This is a genomic window from Actinoallomurus sp. CA-142502 (assembly GCF_050936355.1).
GTDB classification, from domain to species: Bacteria; Actinomycetota; Actinomycetes; order Streptosporangiales; family Streptosporangiaceae; genus Actinoallomurus; species Actinoallomurus iriomotensis.
The window spans coordinates 7,364,505-7,390,309 of record NZ_JBNJMY010000001.1 but is presented as its reverse complement, the minus strand read 5'-3'; the positions used below and the strand labels follow the sequence as shown (position 1 = coordinate 7,390,309).

17 protein-coding genes are annotated in these 25,805 nt (G+C 72.5%); all 17 read left to right on the top strand.

Translation table 11 applies throughout. The features are described from left to right. Positions 1-199: 199 nt before the first annotated feature. The 17 genes from ACQEV1_RS34725 to ACQEV1_RS34645 all read left to right on the top strand — a co-directional run bounded on the left by ACQEV1_RS34725 (position 200) and on the right by ACQEV1_RS34645 (position 25,773). Complete coding sequence (locus tag ACQEV1_RS34725) at positions 200-3,325, top strand: amidohydrolase family protein (RefSeq protein ID WP_433399605.1); 3,126 nt, start codon at positions 200-202, stop codon at positions 3,323-3,325. A 109-nt stretch (positions 3,326-3,434) separates the two neighbouring features. Further along, on the top strand, positions 3,435-3,719 hold the full coding sequence (locus tag ACQEV1_RS34720; RefSeq protein ID WP_433399602.1) for a hypothetical protein: 285 nt from the start codon (positions 3,435-3,437) through the stop codon (positions 3,717-3,719). 31 nt (positions 3,720-3,750) lie between these two features. Then, on the top strand, positions 3,751-4,494 hold the full coding sequence (locus tag ACQEV1_RS34715; protein ID WP_433399599.1) for a hypothetical protein: 744 nt from the start codon (positions 3,751-3,753) through the stop codon (positions 4,492-4,494). Positions 4,495-4,595: 101 nt separating this feature from the next. Next, a complete protein-coding gene (locus tag ACQEV1_RS34710) occupies positions 4,596-6,407 on the top strand; it encodes an MBL fold metallo-hydrolase (protein WP_433399596.1) in 1,812 nt (603 codons plus the stop codon). A gap of 41 nt (positions 6,408-6,448) precedes the next feature. Continuing rightward, positions 6,449-8,266: a hypothetical protein gene (locus ACQEV1_RS34705; protein ID WP_433399593.1), complete on the top strand. Its 1,818-nt coding sequence runs from the start codon at positions 6,449-6,451 to the stop codon at positions 8,264-8,266. Continuing rightward, positions 8,256-9,383 carry a LacI family DNA-binding transcriptional regulator gene (locus tag ACQEV1_RS34700; RefSeq protein ID WP_285629781.1) on the top strand — a complete coding sequence of 376 codons (1,128 nt, stop codon included), beginning with the start codon at positions 8,256-8,258 and terminating at the stop codon, positions 9,381-9,383. Before ACQEV1_RS34705 ends, ACQEV1_RS34700 begins: the two co-directional genes overlap by 11 nt. Before the next feature lie 969 nt (positions 9,384-10,352). Beyond that, positions 10,353-11,711, top strand: coding sequence for an ABC transporter substrate-binding protein (locus tag ACQEV1_RS34695; RefSeq protein WP_433399589.1), 1,359 nt, complete (start codon positions 10,353-10,355; stop codon positions 11,709-11,711). Then, entirely contained in the window at positions 11,711-12,661 is a 951-nt protein-coding gene (locus tag ACQEV1_RS34690; protein ID WP_433399586.1) for a carbohydrate ABC transporter permease, read from the top strand. Before ACQEV1_RS34695 ends, ACQEV1_RS34690 begins: the two co-directional genes overlap by 1 nt. Further along, positions 12,661-13,590: a carbohydrate ABC transporter permease gene (locus tag ACQEV1_RS34685; protein ID WP_433399583.1), complete on the top strand. Its 930-nt coding sequence runs from the start codon at positions 12,661-12,663 to the stop codon at positions 13,588-13,590. The genes ACQEV1_RS34690 and ACQEV1_RS34685 overlap by 1 nt, the downstream gene beginning before the upstream one ends. Before the next feature lie 3 nt (positions 13,591-13,593). Continuing rightward, on the top strand, positions 13,594-14,631 hold the full coding sequence (locus tag ACQEV1_RS34680; protein WP_433399580.1) for an ROK family protein: 1,038 nt from the start codon (positions 13,594-13,596) through the stop codon (positions 14,629-14,631). After that, positions 14,628-15,215 carry a D-sedoheptulose-7-phosphate isomerase gene (locus ACQEV1_RS34675; RefSeq protein ID WP_285629788.1) on the top strand — a complete coding sequence of 196 codons (588 nt, stop codon included), beginning with the start codon at positions 14,628-14,630 and terminating at the stop codon, positions 15,213-15,215. Before ACQEV1_RS34680 ends, ACQEV1_RS34675 begins: the two co-directional genes overlap by 4 nt. Positions 15,216-15,270: 55 nt before the next feature. Continuing rightward, a complete protein-coding gene (locus tag ACQEV1_RS34670; RefSeq protein WP_285629790.1) occupies positions 15,271-17,814 on the top strand; it encodes an alpha-mannosidase in 2,544 nt (847 codons plus the stop codon). Further along, the gene (locus ACQEV1_RS34665) at positions 17,811-20,324 is read left to right on the top strand and encodes a glycoside hydrolase family 2 protein (protein WP_433399575.1); all 2,514 of its coding nucleotides are present in this window, start codon (positions 17,811-17,813) and stop codon (positions 20,322-20,324) included. Before ACQEV1_RS34670 ends, ACQEV1_RS34665 begins: the two co-directional genes overlap by 4 nt. A 25-nt stretch (positions 20,325-20,349) precedes the next feature. Then, a complete protein-coding gene (locus ACQEV1_RS34660) occupies positions 20,350-22,197 on the top strand; it encodes a hypothetical protein (RefSeq protein WP_433399572.1) in 1,848 nt (615 codons plus the stop codon). Further along, complete coding sequence (locus tag ACQEV1_RS34655; protein ID WP_349498017.1) at positions 22,194-23,531, top strand: GH1 family beta-glucosidase; 1,338 nt, start codon at positions 22,194-22,196, stop codon at positions 23,529-23,531. The genes ACQEV1_RS34660 and ACQEV1_RS34655 overlap by 4 nt, the downstream gene beginning before the upstream one ends. Continuing rightward, positions 23,528-24,787 carry a 6-phospho-beta-glucosidase gene (locus tag ACQEV1_RS34650; RefSeq protein WP_433399569.1) on the top strand — a complete coding sequence of 420 codons (1,260 nt, stop codon included), beginning with the start codon at positions 23,528-23,530 and terminating at the stop codon, positions 24,785-24,787. The genes ACQEV1_RS34655 and ACQEV1_RS34650 overlap by 4 nt, the downstream gene beginning before the upstream one ends. After that, positions 24,787-25,773, top strand: coding sequence for an N-acetylglucosamine kinase (locus tag ACQEV1_RS34645; RefSeq protein ID WP_433399566.1), 987 nt, complete (start codon positions 24,787-24,789; stop codon positions 25,771-25,773). Before ACQEV1_RS34650 ends, ACQEV1_RS34645 begins: the two co-directional genes overlap by 1 nt. Positions 25,774-25,805 lie beyond the last annotated feature (32 nt).

Genomic DNA, 25,805 nt, shown 5'->3' with positions numbered 1-25,805 from the left:
CCAATAGAACGCCCAGGTCAGCGCATTCTTCGTCTGGGTGGCGGGGCCGAAACAGGACATTGTGCTGTTCGGCGGTCGTTTCGGCGGCTAGCGTTCCGTCCGCGAGATCGCGCGCGGAGACGAGGACCGGCACGGGACGATCGGCGCTCGGCGGGCACGCCGAGCGTCCACGCCGGTCCGCGCGAAGGACGGAGAGCACATGGCGGGCATCAAGAGGCGGAGCCTCCTGACGGGTGCGGCGGGAGTCGCCGCGATCGCCGGGATCGGGGGCATCGACGTCGGCTCGGCCCGGCCGGCCGAGGCCGCCGCGTCCCAGTCGCCCGGCCATGGCCGCACCGTCCGCCTGCGCGAGGGCACCGACGTCGCGGCCCAGCTGTCGCCGGACGGGCGGTTCATCGCGATCGACCTCGTCGGCGTGCTGTGGGTGCTGCCGGCCTCCGGCGGCCAGGCCCGCCGGCTGACCAGCGACCTGTACGACATCGCCCAGCCGGAGTGGTCGCCGGACGGCAAGTGGATCGCCTTCCAGTCCTACCGCGAGGGCGTCTTCGACATCTGGATGATCCGCCCGGACGGGTCGGGGGCGCGCCGGCTGACCCACGGGCCGTACGACCACCGTGAGCCGCGCTTCTCCCCGGACGGCAGGCGGATCGTCCTGTCCTCCGACCTCACCGGCAGCTACGGCATCCACACGCTGGACGTGGCGTCGGGCGACCTCACCCCGGTCACCGACACGACCGCCGAGGAGTACGAACCGGCGTGGTCGCCGGACGGCACGCGCATCGCCTTCGTCGTGGCCAACACCCGGATCGACGTGGTCGACCTCGGCACCGGCGAGCGCACGACACCGGTGACCGTCCCCGCCGGCCAGGTGATCCACAATCCGGCCTGGACCATGGACGGCCGGGACCTGGTGTACTCCGTCGTCCTGAACGGGCGCAGCGAGCTCTGGCGCTCGGGAAAGCCCCTCGTGACCGGCGAGGAGGTGTTCCCGTTCCGGGTGTCGTGGCTGTCGCGCGACGAGTTCCTCTACACCGCCGACGGGAGGATCCGGCGCCGTTCGGTGAGCGACGGCACGCGGAAGGACATCGGCTTCAGCGCGGGCGTCACCGTCACCGCGCCGGCGTACAAGAAGCGCCGCCGCGACTTCGACTCCGCCAAGCCGAAGCCCGTCGTCGGCATCGGCAGCCCGGTGCTGTCGCCGGACGGCACGCAGGTGGCGTTCCGCGCGCTCAACGACATCTACACGATGACGATCGGCCAGGCGCCCCGCCCGCTCACCCGTGACCACTGGTGGAAGAGCGCCCCCGCCTGGTCGCCGGACGGCCGGTACCTGTCCTACTCGACCGACCGGGCCGGCAAGCTGGACATCTGGATCCGCGACCTGCGGACCGGCGCCGACCGCCGGCTGACGGACCTGCCGAACGCCGCCGCCGTGTCGGGCACCTGGTCGCGCGACGGCGCGCACATCGCCTTCCTCGACCAGACCGGCGCGCTCTACACCGTCGAGGTCTCCTCCGGCGACGTCCAGCCCGTCTACACGGCCACCTTCGAGCCGGGACGGCCGACCTGGTCCGCCGACGGCAACGTCATCGCCCTCGCGGCTATCAAGCCGTACTCCGCGCGCTACCGCGAGGGGCTCAGCAAGATCCTCCTGGTGGACCGCCGCACCGGCGCCGGCACCTACGTCGACCCGCTGCCGGACCGCTCCATCCAGACGCGCGGCGACGACGGCCCCGTGTGGTCGCCCGACGGCACGAAGATGGCGTTCGTCGTCGCGAGCGTGCTGTGGGTGGTCGACGTCCATCCCGACGGCACGCCCGACGGCAAGCCCCGGCAGCTCACCCACGAGGTGACGGACGCGGTGAGCTGGAGCGGCGACTCGAAGCAGCTGCTGTACCTGAACAACGGGCGGCTTCGCCTCGTGACCGTCGACGGCGGCCGTACGCGCACCCTGCCGATGCCGCTGACCTGGGCAAACGCCCGCTCCAATGGGCGCACCGTGGTCCGCGCCGCGCGCATGTGGGACGGCAGCAGCCGCACGCTGCGCGACAACGTGGACATCGTGGTGGAGGGACACCGCATCGTCGCGGTCGAGCCGCGCGGCCACGGGCGCGGCGACAAGGTCGTCGACGCGGGCGACTCCGTGGTCGTCCCGGGCCTGGTGGACATGCACAACCACCGGGAGATGCAGGGGTACGAGTACGGCGACCGGCAGGGACGGCTCTGGCTGTCGCTCGGCATCACCACCACCCGGTCGCCGGGCAGCCCGGCGTACCACATGGTCGAGGCGCGCGAGGCGTTCCAGTCCGGCGCCCGCGTCGCCCCGCGCTACTTCGCCACCGGCGAGGCCGTCGACGGGCCGCGCATCTTCTACAACTTCATGCGGCCCACGTTCGACGACGACCAGCTCGCCCTCGAGCTCGAACGCGCCGGCGCCCTCGACTACGACCTGATGAAGGCCTACGTGCGGCTGCCCACCGAGTGGCAGCGGAAGGTCATCACCTGGGCGCACGAGCACCGCGTGCACGCCACGTCGCACTACCACTACCCGGCGACGGCCTTCGGCGGCGACGGCATGGAGCACATGGGCGCGACGAACCGGTTCGGCTACTCCCGCACGGTCACCGCGCTCGGCACCGGCTACCGCGACGTCATCGACATCTTCACCGCCTCCGGCGCGGTGCGGACGCCGACGCTGTTCGTCGCGGCGACGATGTTCCGCGAGGACACCTCGCTGGTCACCGACCGGCGGGTGAAGACGCTGTACCCCTCCTGGGAGTACGCCTCGCTCCAGGCCGCCGTGAAGACGGCCCAGACCACCGACCAGACCGTGAACGAGCGGAACCTCGCCGCCCAGGTGGCCCAGGTCGTCGCGACGATCCGCGGCGGTGGCCGGATCATCACCGGCACGGACTCGCCGATCGACCACACCGCGGTCAGCACCCACATGAACCTCCGCGCCCTGGTCAAGTACGGGCTCACGCCGTACGAGGCGCTGACCACGGCCACCCGGGTGCCGGGGGAGTTCCTCGGGGAGCCGCTCGGCCAGATCAAGCCGGGCATGTACGCGGACCTGGCCTTCCTCGGCGGTGACCCGCTCACCGACATCTCCCGGGCGGCCGACGTGCGGCAGGTCATGGTCAACGGGGAACTGCACACGGTGGACGACCTGCTCGCGCCGTTCGCCGCCCCGGCCCGCACGGCCGCCGCGCCCGCGGGCCGGCTGCTGCCCAAGCTGCCGGAGCACCCGGCGAACCGGAAGTACTGGTGGCACGACCCCCACTACCTGGAGGAGAGCAAGCGGTCCTGCTGCGCGGAGAGCTGACCGCGCCCCGGGCTCGGAGGTTCTGACGGGAATATGATTTTCCGGAGGTTCGGCGCGGGACGGGGAGACGTCCGATCAAGACCGAGCCGGTACGGGGGTGCGTGAACCGATGGGACCGACGCCGACTCGGGTGACGCTGTACGCCCGCGCGACGGAGGCGGAGCGGGTCGCCGAGTTCCGGTGGAGCCCGGAATCAGGCGTCTCGCTCACCGTGTTCGACCAGGAGTGGGGCGCCCTGGCCAGGGACTACTACGAAAACGGCGTACCGCTCATCCGGGAGAACCGGCGAGTGCCGGCCAGCGAGGGCGCGGCCTTCATGCGCGCTCTCCTGGAGCGGCGGAACATGAGCTACTACAGCCTCGTCGACGAGAGCCAACGCGACAACCTGAACTGACGGCCCAGGCCCACACTGAATCGGAATTCGCATGGCCAAGGACGCGGCGCTGGGGCGCCTCTTCGGCAAGGTGGCCGCGTTCTTTCGCGGACCGGTGGAGCAGGTCGACGGCGTCTGGACGCGTAAGCTCTCGAAGCCTCAGCTGGAAGACATCAGCAACAACTTCCCTGCGTACCGGGTCGATCTACCCGATGGCACGAGCAGGCTGTACAAGCTCAATCCCGACATGGACATCGGTTACGGGGTGCCCGCCAACAAGATGATCAACCGCGAGGTCGGTGCCTCGATCACCGACCGGCATCTCGGCTTCGGGCTCGTTCCCCGCACCACCTTCTGGGAGGGCCCGTACGGGAAGGGGTCGCTCCAGGACTGGCTGCATGACGCGACCCCCGGCAAACTGCCGCACGAGTACGACCGGCTCGACCAGCAGCGGATGGCCGTTCTGGACTATGTCATGGGCAGTGGTGACCGGAACATCGGCAATGTCTTCACTCACCATGGACGTCCGGCCGCGACCGACAACTCGATCTCCTTCCCGCGGTACGACGACGAGGTGATTCGTTCGACCTACGTGAAGAACCACGTGGGGCAGCAGCTCGACGCCGACGTGCTCGCCCAGGTGAACGCGGTCGACCCGGTGCGCCTGGCCGCGGATTTGAAGGACGCGGGGATCGACGCCCAGTCCGTGACGAACGCGATGTCCCGCCTGCGGGAGATTCAAAGCAATGGCGCGATAACAGGGCGGTACTGGCGCGGCGACATCATCGAGTGGTGATCGTCGCCGGATCCCCACGACCGGCCCGCTCCGCGCCGGTCGCCACCTGACGTGGCCAGGGAGACTTCCCTGCCGGTCCATCCGTATGGAATCGTTCCCATATGCGTATTACGGACAGCCTGCGGGTCCATTACGACACCTGCAACGTCTACCTGCTCGTCACCGGCACGGACGCCGTCGCCATCGACTTCGGGTCCGGCTCCGTGCTGGATCACCTGGCCGACCACGGCATCGAGCGGATCACCGATGTGCTGATGACGCATCACCACCGCGACCAGGGGCAGGGGCTGGCGCGCGCCGCGGCCGCCGGAATACGCATCTGGGTGCCCTCCACCGAGCGAGACCTGTTCGCCGACGTCGGCACGCACTGGCAGACGCGCGTCATCGACAACTACTACGACCTGCGCCAGGACCGGTTCTCCCTGCTGGAGGACGTACCGGTCCACGGCGCCCTGCCCGAGTACCGCACCACGCGGGTCGGCGGGGTCGACGTCCACGCGATGCCCACCCCCGGGCACACGCTGGGCTCGGTCAGCTACCTCGCCGAGCTGGACGGCCGGCGGATGGCCTTCACCGGCGACCTGCTGTACGGGCCGGGCACCGTCTGGTCGGTCTCGGCGTTGCAGCGCGGCTACAACGCCCTGGAGGGCGCGGCCGCGTCGGTGATCTCGCTCGACCTGGTCGCCGAGCGCGCCCCCGACCTCGTACTGCCCTCGCACGGCCGCCCGATCGCCGAGCCGGCGGAGACGCTCGCGCAGACCCGGCGCAACCTGCAGGCACTGGTCGACTTCCGCCGTGATGAGCCGTGGGACCTGGACGCCTGGCTGCGGCGGCCGTACGAGGAGGTCACCCCGCACCTGCTGCGCAACCGCACCTCCTTCGCGACCAGCTACGCCCTGCTGTCGGACTCCGGCGCCGCGCTGCTCATCGACTACGGGCTCGACATGATCACCGGGCTGCCGACCGGTGACGACCGCTCCTCGCGCCGCCCCTGGCTCGCCTCGCTCGACGCGCTCAAGCGCACGTACGGCGTCGACCGGGTCGAGGTGGCCATCCCGACCCATTACCACGACGATCACGTGGCGGGCTTCGGCCTGCTGCACGAGGTCGAGGGCACCGAGATCTGGGCCGGGGAGTCGATCGCGCCGATCCTGCGCGACCCGCACCGGTACGACCTGCCGTGCCTCTGGTACGACCCGCTGCCCGTCGACCGCGCGGTCGCGCCGGGCGTTCCCGTGCGGTGGCACGAGTACGAGCTGACCATGTACCCGCTGCCCGGCCACACGCTGTACGCGGTGGCGATCGCGTTCGAGGCCGACGGCACCAGGGTGCTGGCCACGGGCGACCAGCAGGACGGTGGCTGGGTCGACGGCGAGCGGACCGAGGTGCTCAACTTCCAGTACCGCAACCGGTTCCGCTTCGACGACTTCGTCGACTCCGCGCTGCTCTACCGGCGGCTGTCGCCGGACCTGATGATCAGTGGGCACTGGGAGCCGCGCCCGGTCGACGACCGGTACCTCGACATGCTCCTGGCGAAGGGCGAGGAACTGGCCCGCCTGCACCGGGCGCTGCTGCCGCTGGACGAGGTGGACTTCGGCGCCGAGGGCTTCGGCGCGCGGATCCTGCCGTACCGCTCGACGGTGGGCGGCGGCGAGAGCCAGGAGTTCGAGGTGGTGGTCCTCAACCCGTTCCGGCAGCGCTGCGAGCTCCGCGTCGACCTGGTCGTGCCCGAAGGGTGGCTGGCCACCCCGGCGTCCCGCGCGGTGGAGGTCGAGGGAGGCGGCGAGGCGGTGGTGCGGTTCACCGTCGTACCCCCGCCGGGCCGTCGGCGGCGGGCGCGGCTGGCGGCCAACCTCACCGCCGGCGACCGCGACTTCGGCCAGCAGGCCGAGGCCTTGGTGGACGTGCGATGACCGGGCCCGGCCGCGGAGCGAGTGAGGAGGGTGAGCGACCGATGACGCGCATGGACGTCGGTGAGACCGACGGGTGGCTGGAGATCCGTGCCGAGCACTACACCGCGCGCGTCGACCGGGAGCGGCTGCTGGCCGACGTCACCGGGGCGGACGGCGGGTCCTGGGGGATGCTGCGGCTGCTCGCCTCCGTCGACACGCTCGCCGGCCCGGATGAGACGACGCATGTCGAGGCCGTGACCTGGGAGTCCACGGACTCGTGCGTACGGCTGACCGTGTCGTGCGCCAGCTCGCTGTGGACCGCGCGTACGCACGTGGTGGAGTTCCACCCCGGCCGGATCACCTTCGGGGCGACCGTGCGCGGTGAGGGCCGCGTCACCACGGTGCGGCTGCTCGGCGGAGCGCGGCTGCCGCAGGGCGTGCTGCCGAGCGGCGCGGCCCACCACACCGTCTTCTCCCCGAACCCGGACCACCCCTGGCGCGTCGCCCGCCCGGCGGTCGAACCCGCCGTCATCAGCGTCAACGGCGAGGGCGGCGAGCCGGGCGTGGGCCGGTGGCTGTTCACGCCGGCGCCCACCTGCTTCGGGCTGTCCCGCGAGCGGGCCGCCGACGAGCGGACCCTGCCGGAGGGACCGTGGCTGATGCTCGGGCTGGCCGCGACCCGGCGGACGTTCGTCGACGTCGTCTACGACCCGACGCCCGGCGGGTTCAGCCTGCGCTGTGAGTACCAGGGGCACACGGCCGCCGACGCGACGTTCACGACGCCCGAGGTGCTGCTGCTGTTCGGCGCGGCCGACCCGTACGCGGGGCTGCGCGCGTACCGCGACGAGCTGGCCGCCCGCGGGCTCGCGCCCGCCGTCGCCGGCCGGGACGCCGCGTGCCCGCCCTCCGGCGACCGGCTCCAGCCCATCTTCTGCGGCTGGGGCGCCCAGTGCGCCCTGGCCGCCGTGGACGGGTCGCCGGCGCCCGCGCTGTCGCGCCGCGCGCTGTACGAGGAGTGGCTGGACGCCCTGGCCGGTCGCGGGATCGTCCCCGGCACGATCGTCGTGGACGACAAGTGGCAGGAGCGGTACGCCACCTGCCGGCCCGACGCCGTCAAGTGGCCGGATCTCGCCGGTTTCGTCGCCGACCGGCAGGCCGGGGGACAGCGGGTGCTGCTCTGGTGGAAGGCGTGGGACCCCGAGGGCGCCCCCGCCGAGGCGTGTGTGCGCGCTCCGGACGGCACCCCGCTCGCGATCGATCCGGAGAGCCCCGCGGGCCGCGCGGTGATCGAGGACGCGATGGAGTACATGCTGGGCCCGGACGGGCTGAACGCCGACGGCCTGAAGATCGACTTCACCGCGCGCACGCCGTCGGGCACCGCCCTGCGCCACGCCGGCCCGTCGTGGGGCTTCGACCTGCTGCACGAGCTGCTGGCGGTCGCGTACCGGGCGGCGAAGCGGGTCAAGCCGGACTCACTGATCGTCACGCACACGCCGGACCCGGGCTTCCTCGACGTCACCGACATGATCCGGCTCAACGACGCGCTGCACAACGACCACCCCGAGGGGCTGGTGCCGCCGTCGGACGACGCCGTCGTCGAGCAGATGACCTACCGGGCGCGGGTCGTGCACGCGGCGTGCCCGGAGCTGCCGGTGGACACCGACGGCTGGCGCCTGCCCGGCGAGCGGCACCTGCGGGCGTACGCCGCCGCGGCGCCGCGACTGGGCGCGCCGGCGCTGTACTACGCCGACGGGATGGACTGGGCTCCGGGACGCGTCGAGGCCGCCACCTGGGCCGCCATCGCCGAGGCGTGGGCGGCGTACCGCGCGGAACATGGGCTCGCCGTGCCGCCACATAGAATCATCGGCCATGGGGCGTAGACGTGAGGACGGTGCCGGACACCGACCGAACGGCACACCGTCGCCCCAGCCCCGCCGGCGGCCGACCATCCAGGATCTCGCCCGCGCCGCCGCGACCTCACCTTCCACCGCGTCCCGCGCGCTGAGCGGCAACGGCTACGTCGCGGCCGACGTGCGGGCGCGGGTGCTCGAGGCGGCCGAGCGCATCGGGTACGTCCCGGACATCAACGCGCGTACGCTCCGCAACCGCCGGAGCCGTGCGGTCGGCGTGCTCATCTCGGATCTGCGCAACCCGTTCTACGCCAACCTCGCGGCCGTCATCGAACAGCAGCTGCGCTCGGCCGGCTATCACGTCATCGTCGTCAACAACGACGGTGAGCAGCACGCCGAGGTCGAGGGCGCCCGCACGTTCCTCGCGGTGCGCGTCTCGGCGGCCATCATCACGCCCGTGTCGGACCGCGCGGTGCACATGCTGATGGACGACGGCGTGCCGGTGGTGCAGGCCGACCGCATGGTGGACGGCCTGACCACCGACGGCGTGCTGGTCGACAACGTCCAGGGCGCGCGGCGGATCACCGACCACCTGATCGGGCTCGGGCACACGCGCATCGCGCTGCTGATCGACGAGACCGGCTGGACGACCGGCGCGGGCCGTCTCGCGGGCTACCGCGCGGCCCTGCGCGACGCCGGCCTGCCGATGGATCCGGGCCTGGTCGTGCCGACCCGGTTCCAGCCCGACACGGCGCGGGAGGCGGTGACCGCGCTCCTCGACCGCCGGCCCGACGTCACGGCGCTGTTCGCCGCGAACAACCGGCTGGCCGAGGGCGCCTTCCAGGCGCTCCAGGAGGGCGGCCACCGCATGCCCGACGACATCTCGCTGGTCGCGTTCGACGACGTGCCCTGGATGTCGATGGTCTCGCCGGGCATCACCACCGTCGACCAGCACACCGACGACCTCGGTCGGGCCTGCGCGCAGCTCGTCGTCGACCGCATCGCGGGGGGCGCGGCCGGGCACATGACCGTGCGCTACATCGAGCCCTCGATCGTCCTGCGCGGCTCCACCGCGCCGCCGCGCACGTCGCCGGCCACCTCCGTCCGGCCGGACCCGGGCCCGGCCGCCGCCGCGCCGTCGGCCTGAGCCCGCGCGGGGCCTCAGCCGACCTGGCACGCCGGGGGCGCGGAGACGGTGACGGGCAGCGAGAGACAGAACTCGACCGCCGCCGTCTTGGACTTCACCAGATTGTCGCGGGCGTCCTTGAAGGAGTCGGTGCTGCTCCTTCCGCATCAGCGCATAACGAATTCGGGGTTATCTTCGCCGCTGCTGTGGCGTCTGTCGGTATACGTCCGGCATGAATATCGGCGGAGCCGGAAAAAGGGGTGGCGGAGTGCGGGCCCCGCCCTGGTCGGGCCTCGCGACCCGCATGGCGAGGCCGGTGCCTTCATCCGATGAACGACCTGGTCGAGCGGCGGCTGTGAGCCGATCAGGTGGAACCCGATGGTCGGCGTCGTCGGGCTGGTCAACCCGAGGACGCACTCGCCGGCCGGCCTCTCCGGTGGTCCGGCGGAATCTTCCAGCAGGAGGCGGTCCTATTGCGAAAGAAAGGATCTGAGCGCTTTCGTTCGCCGTCGCCTTCCCGCTCGCGGTCGAGACCAAGACGAATGAGGGCGACGGTGAAGTCGCTGACGATCTTTCCGACGCGGGCCCACCACAGCGGGACACATCCGGTAGCCGCTGACGTGTCCCGGCGGCATCTCGCCGGGACGGCGATGGAAGCGGCCGGACGAGCCCGGTGGACGCTCCGGCCGGAGGCCGGGCCGCACCCCCTGAGCGGCACGGTCGCGCGGTCGGGCCGGGCGGACGGTGGCGTCGGTGGCCCTGAGGCGCGTGTGGCACTGGCAAGAATGGCGCGTTAATCCGTCCGAAACATGGTCTTGACAGCGACTGCGGGCCGAAAATATGGTCGGCCGCACTGTGGTAACGATGCCACATTCAATGTCCGGGCCGGTCCCCCACGCGCCCGCAGTGCCCGAGTTCACCGGAAACCGCAGGTCACCGCGTACTCTTCACGCCTGGCCCGGACATTCGCCTGGTTGTGAGGAGTGAGCAATGATCACCCGACGCGGTTTTCTCACCGGCTCGGCGGGCGCGCTCGCACTCGGCGCCGTCACGAGCGCCTGTGGCGGTGTCGGCGGCAAGAGCACGAGCGGCGGTGGCGGTGCGTCCAAGGGCGACACCGGAGCGATCTCGATCCAGGGCATGGGCAAGCCCGACGACGTCGCCCAGGCGCGCATCGACGCGTTCAAGAGCGCGTACCCGAAGGTCCAGGTCAACATCAACGAAGGCGACTTCGACCCGCAGCAGTTCCTGTCCGCGGTCGCGAGCGGCAACCCGCCGGACATCGTGTACCTCGACCGGGACCTCGTCGGCACGTACGCCGCCAAGGGCGCCGTCCAGCCCCTGGACGACCACCTCGACAAGGCCGGGCTCAAGACCAGCCTCTACCGGCCCGCGGCCGTGCGCGAGGTGACGATCGACGGGAAGGTCTACGGCGTCCCGGAGTTCTACGACACCCGCAACATCCTCATGAGCGGCAAGGCGCTTCAGTCCGCCGGCCTGACCGCGGCCGACCTCGCGACCAGCGACTGGGACAAGCTGCACACCAACACCGTCAAGCTCTACAAGGCGAACGGCGGCAAGATCTCCCGCATCGGGTTCGACCCCAAGCTGCCGGAGTTCCTGCCCCTGTGGGCCAAGGCCAACGGCGCCGAGCTGATCAACCCCGACGGCTCGCCGAAGCTCGACGACCCCAAGATCATCGAGGCGCTGACGTTCGCGCTCAGCCTCATCGACGAGCAGGGCGGCTGGTCGAAGTTCAAGGCCTTCCGCGACACCTGGGACCTGTTCGGGGCCAAGAACGAGTTCCAGAAGGACCAGGCCGGCGCGTTCCCGTGGGAGGGCTGGTACGTCAACGTCCTCGTCCAGGCGACGCCGAAGCTGAACCTGGAATCGATTCCCTTCACCGACCGCCAGGGCAAGCCGATCAGCTTCTCCAACGGCAGCGCGTGGTGCCTGCCGAAGGGCTCCAAGAACCCGGCCGCCGCGGTCAACTGGATGAAGACCATGACCGCCACCGACACCTGGCTCAAGGCCGGCGCCGCGCGCGAGGCGACGGTGGAGAAGAACAAGTCCATCTTCACCGGCCTGTGGACCGGCAACCCCACCGCCGACGCGCAGGTCAAGGCCAAGTACGTCAAGCCCGGCGACACCGGCTTCGACAAGGCCATCCAGAACTACTACGCCTCCACCGAGTACGCCTTCAGCATCGCGCCGTCCAAGGCGGGCAGCGAGATCAAGACGGCGTGGACGGACGCGGTGAACCGCGCGCTGTCCGGCCAGCAGAAGCCCGACGCCGCCATGAAACAGGCACAGTCGGAGGCCGCTAAGGCGTTCAGCGCGGTGAAGTGATGGCGGCCGTCACCACCGCCGCGACCCGCGTGCGGCAGAAGAAGAGGAAGGGCACCCGGAGCCGGGAGGCGCGCGCCGCGTACGGCTTCATCGGCATCTGGATCGTCGGCTTTCTCGTGTTCACGCTGGGCCCGATGATCGCCAGCCTCGTGCTGTCGTTCACCGACTACAACGCCATCAGCTCGCCCCACAACGTGGGGTGGGCGAACTACCGGCAGATGTTCTCGGACCCGAAGGTCGGCAAGGCGCTCGCAAACACGCTCGTCTACGCGGTCATCTACGTGCCGTCCGCGATGGTCGTGGCGCTGGCCCTGGCGATGGTCCTGAACCGGGTCGGACGTGCGTCAGGGTTCTTCCGCACCGTGTTCTACCTGCCGGTGATGACGCCGCCGGTCGCCGCGGGCGCGCTGTTCCTGCTGCTGCTCAACGGCAACCAGGGCCTGCTGAACCGCACGCTGCACCTGGTCGGGATCAACGGGCCCAACTGGACGACCGACACCGCGTGGGTCAAGCCGGGCCTGGCCCTGACGATGCTGTGGGGTGTCGGCGGCATGGTCGTCATCTACCTCGCCGCGCTGCGTCAGGTGCCCAAGGACCTGTACGAGGCCGCCTCGCTCGACGGCGCGGGAGCGTGGATGCGGTTCCGCAAGATCACGCTGCCGATGATCAGCGGCGCGCTGTTCTTCACGCTGATCGTGCAGACCATCTCGGCGCTGCAGATGTTCGACCAGGCGTACACGATGTTCTTCGGCGGCCAGCAGAACAGCACCTACTCCAACGACGCGGCGCTGTTCTACGTCATCTACCTGTTCCAGCAGGGCTTCGGCTTCCTGCACATGGGCTACGCCTCCGCGCTCGCCTGGCTGCTGTTCATCGTGATCATGATCATCACCGCGATCCAGGTGCGGGTCTCGCGCCGGTTCGTCTACTACGAGGGGGAGAGGGACTGATGGCCGCTTCTCCCGCCGGCCTGACCGCGACGCCCGCGGCCGAGGGCCCGGCCACCCGCAAGGCCAGGACGGCGCCGCCGGGCGCCGGCCGGCGCGACCGCCCTCCCGTGTGGAAGCGCGCGCCGTACCTGGTGGTGCTCGGGCTCGCCAGCGTGCTGTTCACCTATCCGTTCCTGTGGCTGATCAGCGCGTCGTTCAAGCCGCGCACCGACGTGTTCGACAACGCGCTGATCCCGCGCCACTGGCGCTTCGCCAACTTCGCCGACGTCTGGCACTACGGCAACATGGTGAACTGGCTGATCAACAGCGCGGTGGTGGGCGTCGCCGCCGCCACCACGGTCACGATCAGCAGCGCCGTCGTGGCGTTCGGCTTCGCCTACTTCCGGTTCCCCGGCCGCAACATCCTGTTCGGCCTGGTGCTGGCCACGATGATGCTGCCGCAGGCGGTCACGATGATCCCGGTCTACCTGATCTGGAACAAGGTCGGCCTGACCGGCACGCAGGTCCCGCTGTGGGCGCAGAACATCTTCGGTTCGGCGTTCTACATCTTCCTGCTGCGGCAGTTCTTCCTGTCGCTGCCACGGGAGCTGTTCGAGGCGGCGCGCGTCGACGGGTGCAGTTTCTTCGGGTTGTTCTGGCGCATCGCCCTGCCGCTGGCGCGGCCGGCACTGGCGATCGTGTTCATCTTCGAGATCCAGGCGAGCTGGAACGACCTGCTCAAGCCACTCATCTACCTGCAGAACACCTCGCTGTTCACGATGCCCCGCGGCCTGAAGTCGATCATCGACACGTTCGGCAACGGCGGCGAACACCACTGGGAGATCATCTCGGCGGCGAGCCTGATCGCGACCATACCCATGATCGTGATCTTCGCCTTCGCCCAGCGGCACATCATCGAGGGCATCGCCACCACGGGCCGGAAGGGCTGACACGTGACATTCGGGGATCACGTACTCGCCCTCGACATCGGCGGCACCAAACTGGCCGCCGGCGTCGTGGGCCGGGCCGGCGACGTACGGTCGTTCGTACGGACGCCGACGCGGGTCGAGGAGGGCCCGGACACGACCGTCAAACGTCTCCTCGACCTCGGCCGGGACGCCCTGGCCGAGGCCGGCCACCGGGCCGAGGACATGGCCGCGGTCGGCATCGGCTGCGGCGGCCCGCTCGACCCGGTCACCGGCCGGGTGCAGGGCCCGCCCGGCCTGCCGGGCTGGGACGACGTGCCCATCGTCGACCTGGTCGACACCGCGTACGGCCGGCCGTCGTTCCTGGAGAACGACGCCACCGCCGCCGCGCTCGGCGAGTACCACTACGGGCGCTGGGGCGACGTGCGCCAGATGCTCTACCTGACCGTCTCCACCGGGGTGGGCGGCGGCGTCATCCTCGACGGCCGGCTGTACCGCGGCGCGGCCGGCAACGGCGGGGAGTTCGGGCACGTCGTCATCGACTGGAACGGCCGCCTCTGCGGCTGCGGCCAGCGCGGCTGCATCGAGGCGTACGCCTCGGGCACCTCGATCGCCCGGCGCGCGAACGAGGCGCTCGCCACCGGTGAGGCGTCCTCCATGCGGGAGGTCCCAGTGGTGACCGCCGAGACCGTCTCCGCGCACGCCGGCCGGGGCGACGCCCTCGCCCGGCACGTCTGGGACGAGACCACCGCAGCACTGGGCCGGGCCCTCGCGGTGATGATCAACGTGATCGAGCCCGAGCTCGTCGTCCTGGGCGGCGGCGTCACCCGCGCCGGCGACGCCCTTCTGCTGCCGGTGCGCCGCGCGGCGCTGTCCCAGGCCATGCGGCCGGCCGGCGCCGCCGCCCGCGTCGAGCTGTCCGCGCACGGCGACACCGTCGGCGTGGTCGGCGCGGCCGCGTCGGCGTTCCTCCACCTCGACGGCGGAGGAAGGACCCATGACCTCGCGGAGCGAGGGAACCGAAGTCACCGTCTTCCCCCGACGAAGGAGGTCTCGTCCCCATGACCGACCAGCCCGCGCTCGCCGAGTACCTCGACGAGCACCTCGCCGTGATCGAGTCGGTCCGCGGCCTCGTGCCCGAGGTCGAGTCGCTCGGGGAGGAGGTGATCGCGCGCCTGGCCCGCGGCGGTGTCGTCTACTCCTTCGGCAACGGCGGTTCGGCCGCCGACGCCCAGCACCTGGCGGGTGAGCTCATCGGCCGGTACTGCCGCGAGCGCCGGCCGCTCGCCGCCGTGGCGCTGTCCACCGACCCGACCGTGTCGACCTGCATCGGCAACGACTACTCCTTCGACGACGTCTTCGCCCGCCAGGTCACGGCGCTGGCCGGCCCGGACGACGTCGTCGTCGGGTTCACCACGAGCGGGCGTTCCCCCAACGTCGTCGCCGGGCTCGCCGCGGGCCGCAAGGCCGGCGCGCTGACCGTGCTGCTCACCGGGCACGCGGACAGCGGCGGCGGACCGGCGGCCGAGCACGCCGACCGGGTCCTCGCCGTCGCCTCAGCCCGTACGGCACGCGTCCAGGAGGCGCACGTCCTGCTGTTGCACCTGCTCAGCGAGCACATCGACCGCTGGGCCGCCGAGTCCTCGTAGCCGTTCTCGTCACGGACCGGCACCCCCCACCATCGGAAGGAACCCCCGCTTCACCATGATCAGCGCGAAACCGGACCCCCGGCCGCGTACGGCGTCCACCTCCCACCCGGCGCCCCCGATCGGACGGGCCACCCGCGGGCCCCTCCACATGATCGGAAACGCGCACATCGACGCGGTGTGGCTGTGGCCGTGGCAGGAGGGCTTCCAGGAGGCGCGCGCGACGTTCCGCGCCGCCCTCGACCGCATCGCCGAGTACCCCGACTTCGTCTTCACCTGCGACTCCATCGGGTACCTGGCGTGGATCGAGGAGCACGACCCGGAGCTGTTCGACGCGCTGCGCGAGCAGGTGCACGCGGGCCGGTTCGAGATCGTCGGCGGCTGGTGGGTCGAGCCGGACTGCAACATCCCGGGCGGCGAGGGGTTCGTGCGGCACGCGCTGTACTCCCAGCGGTTCCTGGCCGACCGGTTCGGCCGGATGGCCTCGGTCGGCTGCAACGTCGACCCGTTCGGGCAGAACGCCGTGATCCCGCAGCTGCTCAGCAAGTCCGGCATGGAGAGCTACGCCTTCATGCGGCCGCAGCCGCACGAGGCCGAGCTGCCCGGCCCGACGTTCTGGTGGCGGTCGGCGGACGGCTCCCGGGTGCTGACCTACCGGATCCCGCACGAGTACTGCAGCCCGGCCGGGCACCTGGGCACGCACGTCGGCAAGGCCCTGGCCCAGCTCCCGCACACGACCGAGCCGCTGATGTGCTTCTACGGCGTCGGCAACCACGGCGGCGGCCCGACCCGGGCCAACATCGACAGCATCGTCGAGCTGAACGGCAGCGACCAGTTCCCGCGGATGATCTTCTCCACGGTCGGCGCGTTCTTCGACGACGCCAGGGACGGTGACCTGCCGGAGTACACCGGCGAGATCCAGCCGCACGGAGTCGGCTGCTACTCGGCGCACTCGGGGATCAAGAAGCTGATCCGCACCACCGAGCACGCGCTCGCCGCCGCGGAGAAGTGGGCGGCGATCGCCGGAGAGGTGGCGGCGATGCCGCCGGTCACCGGGGAGTTCGAGACGGCCTGGCGGCAGGTGCTGCTCAACCACTTCCACGACACCGCGGCCGGCACGGCGCTGCCCAGCGCGTACGACGACGCACGCGACCAGCTCGGCGAGGCCCGCTCGATCGCGGCGCGCCTGCAGAACCGGGCGATCCAGAGCATCAGCCGCCAGATCGCCGTCGCGCCCGAGGAGGGCATGGCGCCGCTGGCGGTGTTCAACCCGCACCCCTGGCCGGTGGCGACCACGGTCGAGGTGGAGTTCGGCGCCCAGCTCGGCCGTGGCGCGATCGTCGCCGTCGACGACGCGGACCGGCGCGTGCCCGTCCAGCCGGCGCGCTCGTCCACGGTCTGCGGCGGGCGGCGGGTGCTCGTGGTGCCGGTGGAGCTGCCGCCGCTCGGCTACCGGCTCTACCGGCTGTACGCCGACCCGGTGAGCGGCCCGGTTGCCGAGCGCGGCACCGTCCTGGAGAACGAGCACCTGCGGGCCGAGATCGACCCGGAGACCGGCTGGCTGTCGAGCCTCGTGCACAAGGCGAGCGGCGTCGACCTCATCGACGGCGAGGCGGCGCGGGCGGCGCACGCGGCCGTCCTGGACGACCCGACCGACACCTGGGGCCACAGCGTCGTGTCCTACCGCGACGTGATCGGCCGGTTCACCCCGACGTCGGTCCGCGTGGTCGAGTCCGGCCCGGTGCGCCACGTGGTGCGGGTCGACAGCGCGTACGGCTCCTCGACGATGCGCGAGGACTACGTGCTGGTCGCGGGCGCGCGGCACCTGGAGGTCCGGGTGACCGTCGACTGGCACGAGCGGCTGCGGATGCTCAAGCTGCGCTTCCCGACCGCGCTGACCGGCGTCACCGCGACGCACGCCATCCCGTACGGCCACCTGGAGCGCGTGCCGGACGGCCACGAGACGGTGAGTCACACCTGGGTGGACGTGTCGGGGGAGACGCCCGCCGGCCCGGCCGGGCTTTCGGTGCTCAACGACGCCAAGTACGGCGGCGACGTGTCCGACGGCGACATCGGCGTCACCGTCCTGCGGAGCCCGCCGTACGCCTGGCACACCCCGGAGCCGTTGCCCGAGGACGGCGACTTCGAGGCGATGGACCAGGGCGTGCAGCGGTTCACGTACCGGCTGCTGCCGCACGACGGCGACTGGCGCGCGGCCGGCACGCCGCGTGCGGCCGCCGAGCTGGACCAACTCCCGGTCGCCCTGCTGGAGTCCTTCCACGACGGCCCGCTGCCCCAGCACCGGTCCTTCGCCGACGCGAGCGACGCGGGCAACGTCGTGATCACGGTGGTCAAGCGGGCCGAGGACGGTGACGGCCACATCGTGCGCGGCTACGAGACGGACGGCGCGGCGGCGACCGCGACGGTCCACCTGCCGTTCCTGCGACGCACGGTGATCGCGGAGTTCGACCCGCACGAGATCAAGACGCTGTTCGTGCCGGACGACCGGAGGCTGCCGGTGGTCGAGACCGACCTGCTCGAACGGCCGCTGAGCGAGTCGGAGGACCGGGCGGAGGACACCATCCTGGACCGTACGGAATGACCGGTGTGGTCGCCCTCGACCGGGACTGGCGCCTGCGCGGCTTCCTCGGCGACGACTGGCAGCTCCACCGCGCCCAGCTGCACGCCCGCGACGTGGGCGGCCGGTGGGTGCCCGCGCGGGTGCCCGGCTCGGTGCTGGCGGACCTGCTCGCGGCGGGCGAGGTGCCCGATCCGCGCGTCGGGCGGCAGAGCCTGCTGTCGGAGTGGGTGCCGCAGCGGACCTGGGTCTACCGGACGACGCTGCGCACGCCCGCCCTGGCGGAGGGCGAGCGCGCGTTCCTGGAGTTCGACGGCGTCGACCACTCCGCCACCGTGCACCTCGACGGCGAGCGGGTGGCCGCGCACGAGGGCACGTTCGTCCCGCTCGTGGCGGAGGTGACGGGGCGGCTCGGCGCCGGCGAGCACGCCCTGGCGGTCGTGGTCGACCCGGCCCCGGTCAGCGAGCCGCAGGTCGGCCACACCGAGGCCGTGACCGTGCACAAGGGCCGGATGGGCTACGGCTGGGACTTCTGCCCGCGCATGGTCCACCAGGGGCTGTGGGGCCCGGCCCGGCTCCGGATCACCGGTGCGGTGCGTCTCGCGGACGTGTGGGCGCGGCCCGCGGCGGACCGGCTCACCGTCACGGTGACCGCGGACGGCGACGCGACCGGGGCGACCGCCGCCTGCGCGCTGCGCGACGCGGACGGCGCGGTCGTCGCCGAGGCCCTCGTACCGCTCGCCGGCGCGGTCACCGAGGTCGTCCTCGAGGTGCCCTCGCCGCGCCCGTGGCGGCCGAACGGCTTCGGCGAGCCGTACCTCTACACGCTCGACACGACCGTCCGCGACGGGTCCGGCCGGCGCGGCGACGAACGCCGGGTCCGCGTGGGCTTCCGCGACATCGGCTTCGTCCGCGAACCCGCCGGACCGGCGGGCGCGCTGCCGTACCGGCTGACGGTCGGCGGGGAGCCGGCCGACATCCTGGGCTGGAACTGGGTGCCCGCCGACGCGATGTACGGGGCGGCCGGCGAGGACCGGCTCCGCCACCTGCTCACCCTCGCCCGCGAGGCCGGCGTGATGATGCTGCGGGTCTGGGGCGGCGGCCTCATCGAGAGCAGGACGTTCTATGACCTGTGCGACGAGTACGGCATTCTCGTGTGGCAGGAGTTCGCCCAGTCCAGCTCGGGGATGAGCAGCGTGCCCGGCACGGATCCGGCGTTCGTCGCGCGGATGCGGGCCGAGGCCGAGCGGATCGTGCCCGCGCGCCGCAACCATCCGAGCCTGGCCATCTGGTGCGGCGGCAACGAGCTGCAGAACGCCGACGGCGTCCCGCTGACCGACGGCGAGTCCCCGGTGCTGGCGGCGCTGCACGAGGTGGTGGCGCGCCTGGACCCGGACCGGCGGTGGCTGCCGACCTCACCGTCCGGGCCGGTGTTCGGCAACACCCTCGACAGCGTGCGCACCGCGCCCGAGCAGCACGACGTGCACGGCCCGTGGGAGCACCAGGGGCTGGCCGACCACTACCGGCTCTATGACGAGGGCCGCGGCCTGCTCCTCAGCGAGTTCGGTGTCGAGGGCATGAGCAACGTACGCGCGATCGCCTCGGTCGTGCCCGGCGCGACGCTGCCCACGCACGGCGACCCGGTCTGGGACCACCTGGGCCGGTGGTGGAACAACGAGCCCCCGGTCCGCGCGGCCTTCGACGACGCGATCGGTGACCTGCCCGCCATGTCGCGGGCGAGCCAGTTCCTCCAGGCCGACGGCCTGCGGTACGCGGTCGAGGCCAACCGGCGGCGGCCCGGGAGCTGCGGCGTGCTGCCGTGGCAGCTCAACGAGTCCTTTCCCAACGGCTGGTGCACGGCGGCGGTCGACTACTTCGGCGAGCCGAAGGCGGCCTACCACTACGTGCGCCGCGCGTACCGCTCGCCGCTTGTATGCGCGGCCCTGCTGGCGCCGCGGGTGACCGGCGAGGAGTTCACCGCCACCGTGTGGGCCGGTCCGGGAGAGGTCACCGCGCGGGTGCTGCGCCTGGACGGCGAGGAGATCGCGTCCGCCGCATGGCGGAGCGAGGCGGACGCGCCCGTGGCCGGGGCGGGCGGCCTGCGGCCATGCGGCGAGATCCGCTGCGCCACGGCCGCGCTGGCGGGCGCGCCCTTCGTCCTCGACCTGGCACTGCGGGCGGGCGGACGGACGTACCGGAACCGGTACCTGCTCACCGCCGGCACCGGCTTCGGAGCGCTGCTCTCCCTCCCGCCGGCCCGCGTGGAGGTGCGGCTGGCGGCCTCCGGCGACGAGTGGACGCTGCGGCTGCGGCACGAGGACGGCCCGGCCGCGCCGTTCGTACGGCTGCTCGACGGCCGCCCGGCGGACCGGCCCGGCTGGGCCCGCTGGGACGACAACGCGGTGGACCTGCTGCCGGGCGAGGAGACCGTGCTGCGGTGCCGATGGGACGGCGTGCCGCCCGCCGAGCGCCGGGTGCTGCTCGACGGCTGGAACGTTCCCGCCCGCGTGCTGACCGAGAACCCCGCGTGCTGACCGAGAACTCCGATGGGGAGCGGACATGGACCTGACCGTCACCGGGCTCGACCCCGGTGTGTTCGACGTGGAGCTGGACCGCTCGACCGACCCGACCCCGGCCGGCGGCGTCACCGTGACGGTGACCGCGACCTACCGGGGCACCGAGCCCGCCGAGGCGCGGCTGCGGGTGTCGGCGAGCCTGCCCGCCGAGGACGACCCGTACTGGATGATCCCCGGGCTGTTCTACGGCGAGAACCGCCCGGAGGGCAACGACCGGCTCTACCCGCGGTACGCGCGGGAGGCCGACACCGAAAGGTTCGTCTCGCCCGCGTGGAGCTTCCGCGCCGACCGTGCCGCGACGCCCGCCGTGTTCGCCTGGACCGGCGAAGGCGGGCTCGCGCTGGCCGTGGACGAGGACGGCTCGCTGGGCCTGACCGGCATCGGCTTCGCCTGGGAGGCGGGCACCGCCACCCTGCACGCCGAGTTCCCCTACCGCGAGGCGCCGGTCAGCTACTACGGCGACAAGGTGCCGCTGCCGCCGATGGCGCAGACCCACCTGTGGCAGCCGGGGGAGCGGCACACGGTCGAGCTGTGCGTCTACCCGCTGCCCGCGGACCGGCACGCGTACGCGCCGGTGTTGCGCGAGCGGCACGCGCGGACGGCCACCGAGCCGCTGCGGCCCTGGGTCGGCGTGTCCGAGGCGGCCGACCTCGCCGCGCACGGCCTGCACCGCTGGCACTATCGCCCCGATCCGGCCGTGCTGCTGGAGACCGCGGCGTTCGACCGGGAGTTCAACGGCAACGTCCGCGGGCTCGGCGACCGGGAGGCGATGCACGTCGCCTGGGTGAGCGGCATCCCGTACGCGCACGCGCTGCTGGCGCACGGTCGCCGCCGGGCGCTGCCCGAGGAGGTCACGGCCGGGGCCGCCGTCATCGACCACATCTGCGCCAACCTCGCGCCGTCGGGCACGTTCTGGGGCCAGTGGAGCGGGAGCCGGGGCTGGGTCGGGAGCTGGACGCCGGTGCCCGGCGGCCTGCATGCCCGCACCCTCGCCGAGGCGACGCTGTTCCTGCACCGGGCGGTCGTCGCGGAGCGGACTCTGGGCGTCTCGCACGACTCTTGGGAGCGCGCGGTGCGGAGCAACCTGGACGTCGCGGTGAAGAGCCAGAACGCCGACGGCAACCTCGGCAGCATGCTGCACGCCGCGGACGGGCAGGTCCTGTCGCGCGAGGGAGCGGCCGGGCTGACCTGGGTGGCCGCGCTCGCCGAGGCGAGCGACCTCGACCCGGCCTACCTGCCGGCGGCGGTCCACGGCGGCGAGCACTACGCGCACTTCGTGGACGAGGAGTTCCTGCACGGCGCGCCCGAGGACGTCGACCTGGCGCCGACGTCCGAGGACGGGTACGCCGCGATCCTCGCGTACATGGCGCTGTGGCGCGTCACCGGCGAGGCGCGCTGGCGCGACCTCGCCCGCCGCGCCGCGGACTGGATGCTGACCTTCCGCTACACCTACGACGTGCGCTTCGACCCGCACACGCTGCTGGGGGCGTACGGCTTCCGCAGCCGGGGCGCGGACCAGGCGTCGCCGAGCAACCAGCACCTGCACGCGTACGGCCTGATCTGCCTGCCGGAGATGGCCGAGCTGGCCGAGGCGACCGGTGATCCGTACTACCTGGAGCGGACCCGGGAGAACCTCGCCTGCTTCCGGCAGTTCATCGCCCGCGAGGACGGCGACTTCAACGCCTACAAGGGCATGGCCAGCGAACGCTACTACCAGACGGAGTGCTTCCAGGCGAAGGGGATGCTGCTCACGCTCTCGCACGCGTGGAGCGTCGGCGTCCTCCTCCTCGGCTGCGAGGCCGCCCTGAACCTGCCGGGAGCGGAGTGGTGAGCTTTCCGCCGGATTTCCTGTGGGGCGCCGCCACGTCGGCGTACCAGGTCGAGGGCGCGGTCGCCGAGGACGGCCGGGCCCCGTCGATCTGGGACACCTTCGCCGCCGAGCGCGGCATCGACTCCGGTGAGGTGGCCTGCGACCACTACCACCGCTGGCCCGGCGACGCCGACCTGATGGCGGGCCTGGGCATGAACGCCTACCGCTTCTCCCTCGCCTGGCCGCGGATCGTCCCGGCGGGCACCGGCCGGGTCAACCCGGCCGGCCTCGCGCACTACGACCGGATGATCGACGGCCTGCTCGAACGCGGCATCACGCCGGTGCCGACCCTGTACCACTGGGATCTGCCGCAGACACTGCAGGACCGCGGCGGCTGGACGTCCCGCGCGACGGCGGAGGCGTTCGCCGCGTACACGGAGGTCTGCCTCGACGCGTTCGGCGACCGGGTGGGGACCTGGCTGACCGTGAACGAGCCGTGGGTGGTCTCGGTCCTTGGCTACCGCCTCGGCCTGCACGCGCCGGGGGAGCAGGATCTGCGTACGTCCGTGCTGGTCGCCCACCACCTGCTGCTCGCCCACGGCCTGGCGATGGGCCGCATCCGCGAACGCCGCCCGGAGGCTCGGGCGGGCATCCCGCTGAGCCTGTACCCCACGTACGGGGCCTCGGCGGCGGATGCCGAGGCGGCGTGGGGCTCGGACGGGTACACGAACCGCTGGTTCCTCGACCCGGTGCTGCGCGGGGAGTACCCGCGGGACATGGTGGAGCTGTTCGAGGGCCTGGTCGGCCCGCTGGACTTCGTCCGCGACGGCGACCTGCCGGTGATCGGCACCCGTTCGGACCTGCTCGGCGTGAACTACTACACGCGCCGCCGGGTCTCCGCCGCGCCGCAGGACGGGCTGCCGTGGCGGGTCGAGCGCGCCGAGGAGGGCGTCCCGCGCACCGAGACGGGCTGGGAGGACGTGCCCGGCGCCTTCTACGACCTGCTCGTGCGCCTGCGCCGCGACTACGCCGTTCCGCTGCTGATCACCGAGAACGGCGGTGTCTGGAACGCCGGGCCGGACGCCTCCGGGCGCGTCCGCGACACCGGGCGCGCGCTGGCCCTGCGCCGGCACCTGCTCGCGCTCGCCCGCGCGATGGACGACGGGGCGCGGGTGCTCGGGTACCTGCACTGGTCGCTGCTGGACAACCTGGAGTGGGCCGAGGGGTACTCCCAGCGCTTCGGCCTCGTCCACGTCGACCGCGTCACCCAGGAACGCCGCGTCAAGGACAGCGCCCGCTACTACGCCCGCGTGATCGCCGCGAACGCCGTGGTCGACATCGAGGAGGACGAATGAAGCTCACCATCGTCGGCGGGGGCTCGACGTACACGCCCGAGCTGATCGACGGACTGGTCCGCCTGCGCGACCGGATCGACGTCACCGAGATCGCCCTGCACGACGTCTCGGCCGAGCGGCTCGACGTGCTGGCCGCGATGAGCCGCCGGATGCTGTCCGCCGGCGGCCACCCGGCGGCCGTCACCACGCACACCGACATCGCCCCGGCGGCCGAGGGCGCGCAGATCGTGCTGGTGCAGCTGCGCGTCGGCGGCCAGGCCGCGCGCCTCCAGGACGAGACGCTGCCGCTGCGCTGCGACTGCCTGGGCCAGGAGACCACCGGCGCCGGCGGTCTGGCCAAGGCGCTGCGCACCGTGCCGGTGATGCTGGACGTCGCCGAGCGGGTGCGCGCGGTCAACCCGGACGCGTGGCTGATCGACTTCACCAACCCGGTCGGCATCGTCACCCGGGCGCTGCTGACGGCCGGGCACACACGGGTGGTCGGCCTGTGCAGCTCGGCCATGGTCTTCCAGCGGCACTTCGCCAAGGTGCTGGGGGTCGAGCCGTCGCGCATCGCCCTCGACCACGTGGGACTCAACCACCTGACCTGGGAGCGGCGGGTGCTGCTCGACGGTGAGGATGTGCTGCCGCGGCTGCTCGGCGAGCACGGCGAGGAGGTCGCGCCGGCGACGGGCCTGCCGATCGGCCTGCTGCGCCGCCTCGGCACCGTGCCCTCCTACTACCTGCACTACTACTACGCGCACGACGAGGTGGTCGCCGACCAGCAGGCGAACGGCGTGCGGGCACAGGAGGTCATGGAGATCGAGGGCCGGCTGCTGTCCACGTACGCCGACGAGTCGGTGACCGCCAAGCCGGAGCTGCTGACGCGCCGGGGCGGCGCGTTCTACTCCGAGGCGGCGCTGGACCTGATGGCGTCGCTGCGCGCCGGTGACGGCCGGGCGCACGTGGTCAACGTGCGCAACGGCGCCACCCTGCCGTTCCTGTCGGAGGACTCCGTCATCGAGGTGCCCGCGACCGTGGGCGCCGACGGCCCGGTGCCGCTGCCCTCCGCGCCGGTCGAGCCCCTGCTGGCCGGGCTGATCGCGAACGTCACCGCGTACGAGCACCTGGCGCTGGAGGCCGCCGTGCACGGCGGGCGCGACCGGGTGTTCCGCGCGCTGCTGGCCCACCCGCTCATCGGCCAGTACGCGGTCGCCGACCGGCTCACCGATCTGCTGCTGGAGGCGAACCGCGCGTACCTGCCGTGGGCCGTGTGATGACGCGGCTGGTCCTGGCGGTCGACGGCGGCAACTCCAAGACCGACGTCGCGCTCGTGGATCCCGCCGGGACGCTCCTGTCCTGGGTCCGCGGGCCGGGCTGCGCCCTCGACGTGCCGGCCGTGGCCGCGCTGATCGCCCGGCTGGCGGACGCCGCGGCCGCCTCGGCGGGCGTGGCCCTGGCGGACGCGCACGCCGCCTGCTACCTGGCCGGGGTGGACGTGCCGTGGCAGGCGTCGGCGCGGCGGGAGGCGCTCGCCTCGCTCGGGGTGTTCGGGTCGGTCGAGGTCGGCAACGACGCGTGGGCGCTGCTGCGCCTGGGCGCCTCGTCGGAGGCGCCCGCCGTCGGTGTGGTGTGCGGCGCGGGCCTGAAGGGCGTCGCGCGGTCGGGTTCCGTCGCCTGGGAGTTCCCGTCGCTGGGCTGGCAGACGGGCGACCTGAGCGGGGCGGGCGACTTCCTGGCGCGGGAGACGGTACGCGTCGCCGCCCGCGCCGAGGACGGCCGCGGCCCGTCGACCCCCCTGCGCGAGGCGGTGTGCTCGGCGCTGGGCGTTCCGTCGGTCCGCGCGGTGGGGGAGAGGCTGCTCGCCGGTTCGCTGACCGAGGAGGCACTGGGCGTCCTGGTGCCGGTGGTCCTGGACCAGGCGGTCGCCGGCGATCCGGTCGCGGCCGGGGTGGTGGGAGAGCTGGCCGCCGAGGTCGCGGCCATGGCCCGCGCGGCCCGGCGAACCCTGGGCGGAGAGGGACCGTGGACGCTGGTGCTGGGCGGCGGCCTGTTCGCCGACCCGGCGGGCCGCCTCCTGAGCGCGGTGAGGAAGGCCGTGCCGGAACTGGAGCGGGAGTTCACCCTCGCGGTCGTCGACGCTCCACCGGTCGCGGGCGCCGCCCTGCTGGGCCTCGACCGGACCGGTGCCGCGGCCGGCGTCGAGACCGTGCGCCGTGCGTTCCTCACCAGGTCCCCGTCCGACGTCATCGACCTCCGCTGAACAGGGCGGTGGTGGCGTACGTCCATCACCGC

Coding starts and splice junctions, on each gene's coding strand:
- ACQEV1_RS34720 (WP_433399602.1), top strand. CDS start 3,435: ATGGGACCGACGCCGACTCGGGTGACGCTGTACGCCCGCGCGACGGAG.
- ACQEV1_RS34685 (WP_433399583.1), top strand. CDS start 12,661: ATGGCCGCTTCTCCCGCCGGCCTGACCGCGACGCCCGCGGCCGAGGGC.
- ACQEV1_RS34725 (WP_433399605.1), top strand. CDS start 200: ATGGCGGGCATCAAGAGGCGGAGCCTCCTGACGGGTGCGGCGGGAGTC.
- ACQEV1_RS34650 (WP_433399569.1), top strand. CDS start 23,528: ATGAAGCTCACCATCGTCGGCGGGGGCTCGACGTACACGCCCGAGCTG.
- ACQEV1_RS34670 (WP_285629790.1), top strand. CDS start 15,271: ATGATCAGCGCGAAACCGGACCCCCGGCCGCGTACGGCGTCCACCTCC.
- ACQEV1_RS34660 (WP_433399572.1), top strand. CDS start 20,350: ATGGACCTGACCGTCACCGGGCTCGACCCCGGTGTGTTCGACGTGGAG.
- ACQEV1_RS34645 (WP_433399566.1), top strand. CDS start 24,787: ATGACGCGGCTGGTCCTGGCGGTCGACGGCGGCAACTCCAAGACCGAC.
- ACQEV1_RS34675 (WP_285629788.1), top strand. CDS start 14,628: ATGACCGACCAGCCCGCGCTCGCCGAGTACCTCGACGAGCACCTCGCC.
- ACQEV1_RS34665 (WP_433399575.1), top strand. CDS start 17,811: ATGACCGGTGTGGTCGCCCTCGACCGGGACTGGCGCCTGCGCGGCTTC.
- ACQEV1_RS34695 (WP_433399589.1), top strand. CDS start 10,353: ATGATCACCCGACGCGGTTTTCTCACCGGCTCGGCGGGCGCGCTCGCA.
- ACQEV1_RS34705 (WP_433399593.1), top strand. CDS start 6,449: ATGACGCGCATGGACGTCGGTGAGACCGACGGGTGGCTGGAGATCCGT.
- ACQEV1_RS34710 (WP_433399596.1), top strand. CDS start 4,596: ATGCGTATTACGGACAGCCTGCGGGTCCATTACGACACCTGCAACGTC.
- ACQEV1_RS34715 (WP_433399599.1), top strand. CDS start 3,751: ATGGCCAAGGACGCGGCGCTGGGGCGCCTCTTCGGCAAGGTGGCCGCG.
- ACQEV1_RS34690 (WP_433399586.1), top strand. CDS start 11,711: ATGGCGGCCGTCACCACCGCCGCGACCCGCGTGCGGCAGAAGAAGAGG.
- ACQEV1_RS34700 (WP_285629781.1), top strand. CDS start 8,256: ATGGGGCGTAGACGTGAGGACGGTGCCGGACACCGACCGAACGGCACA.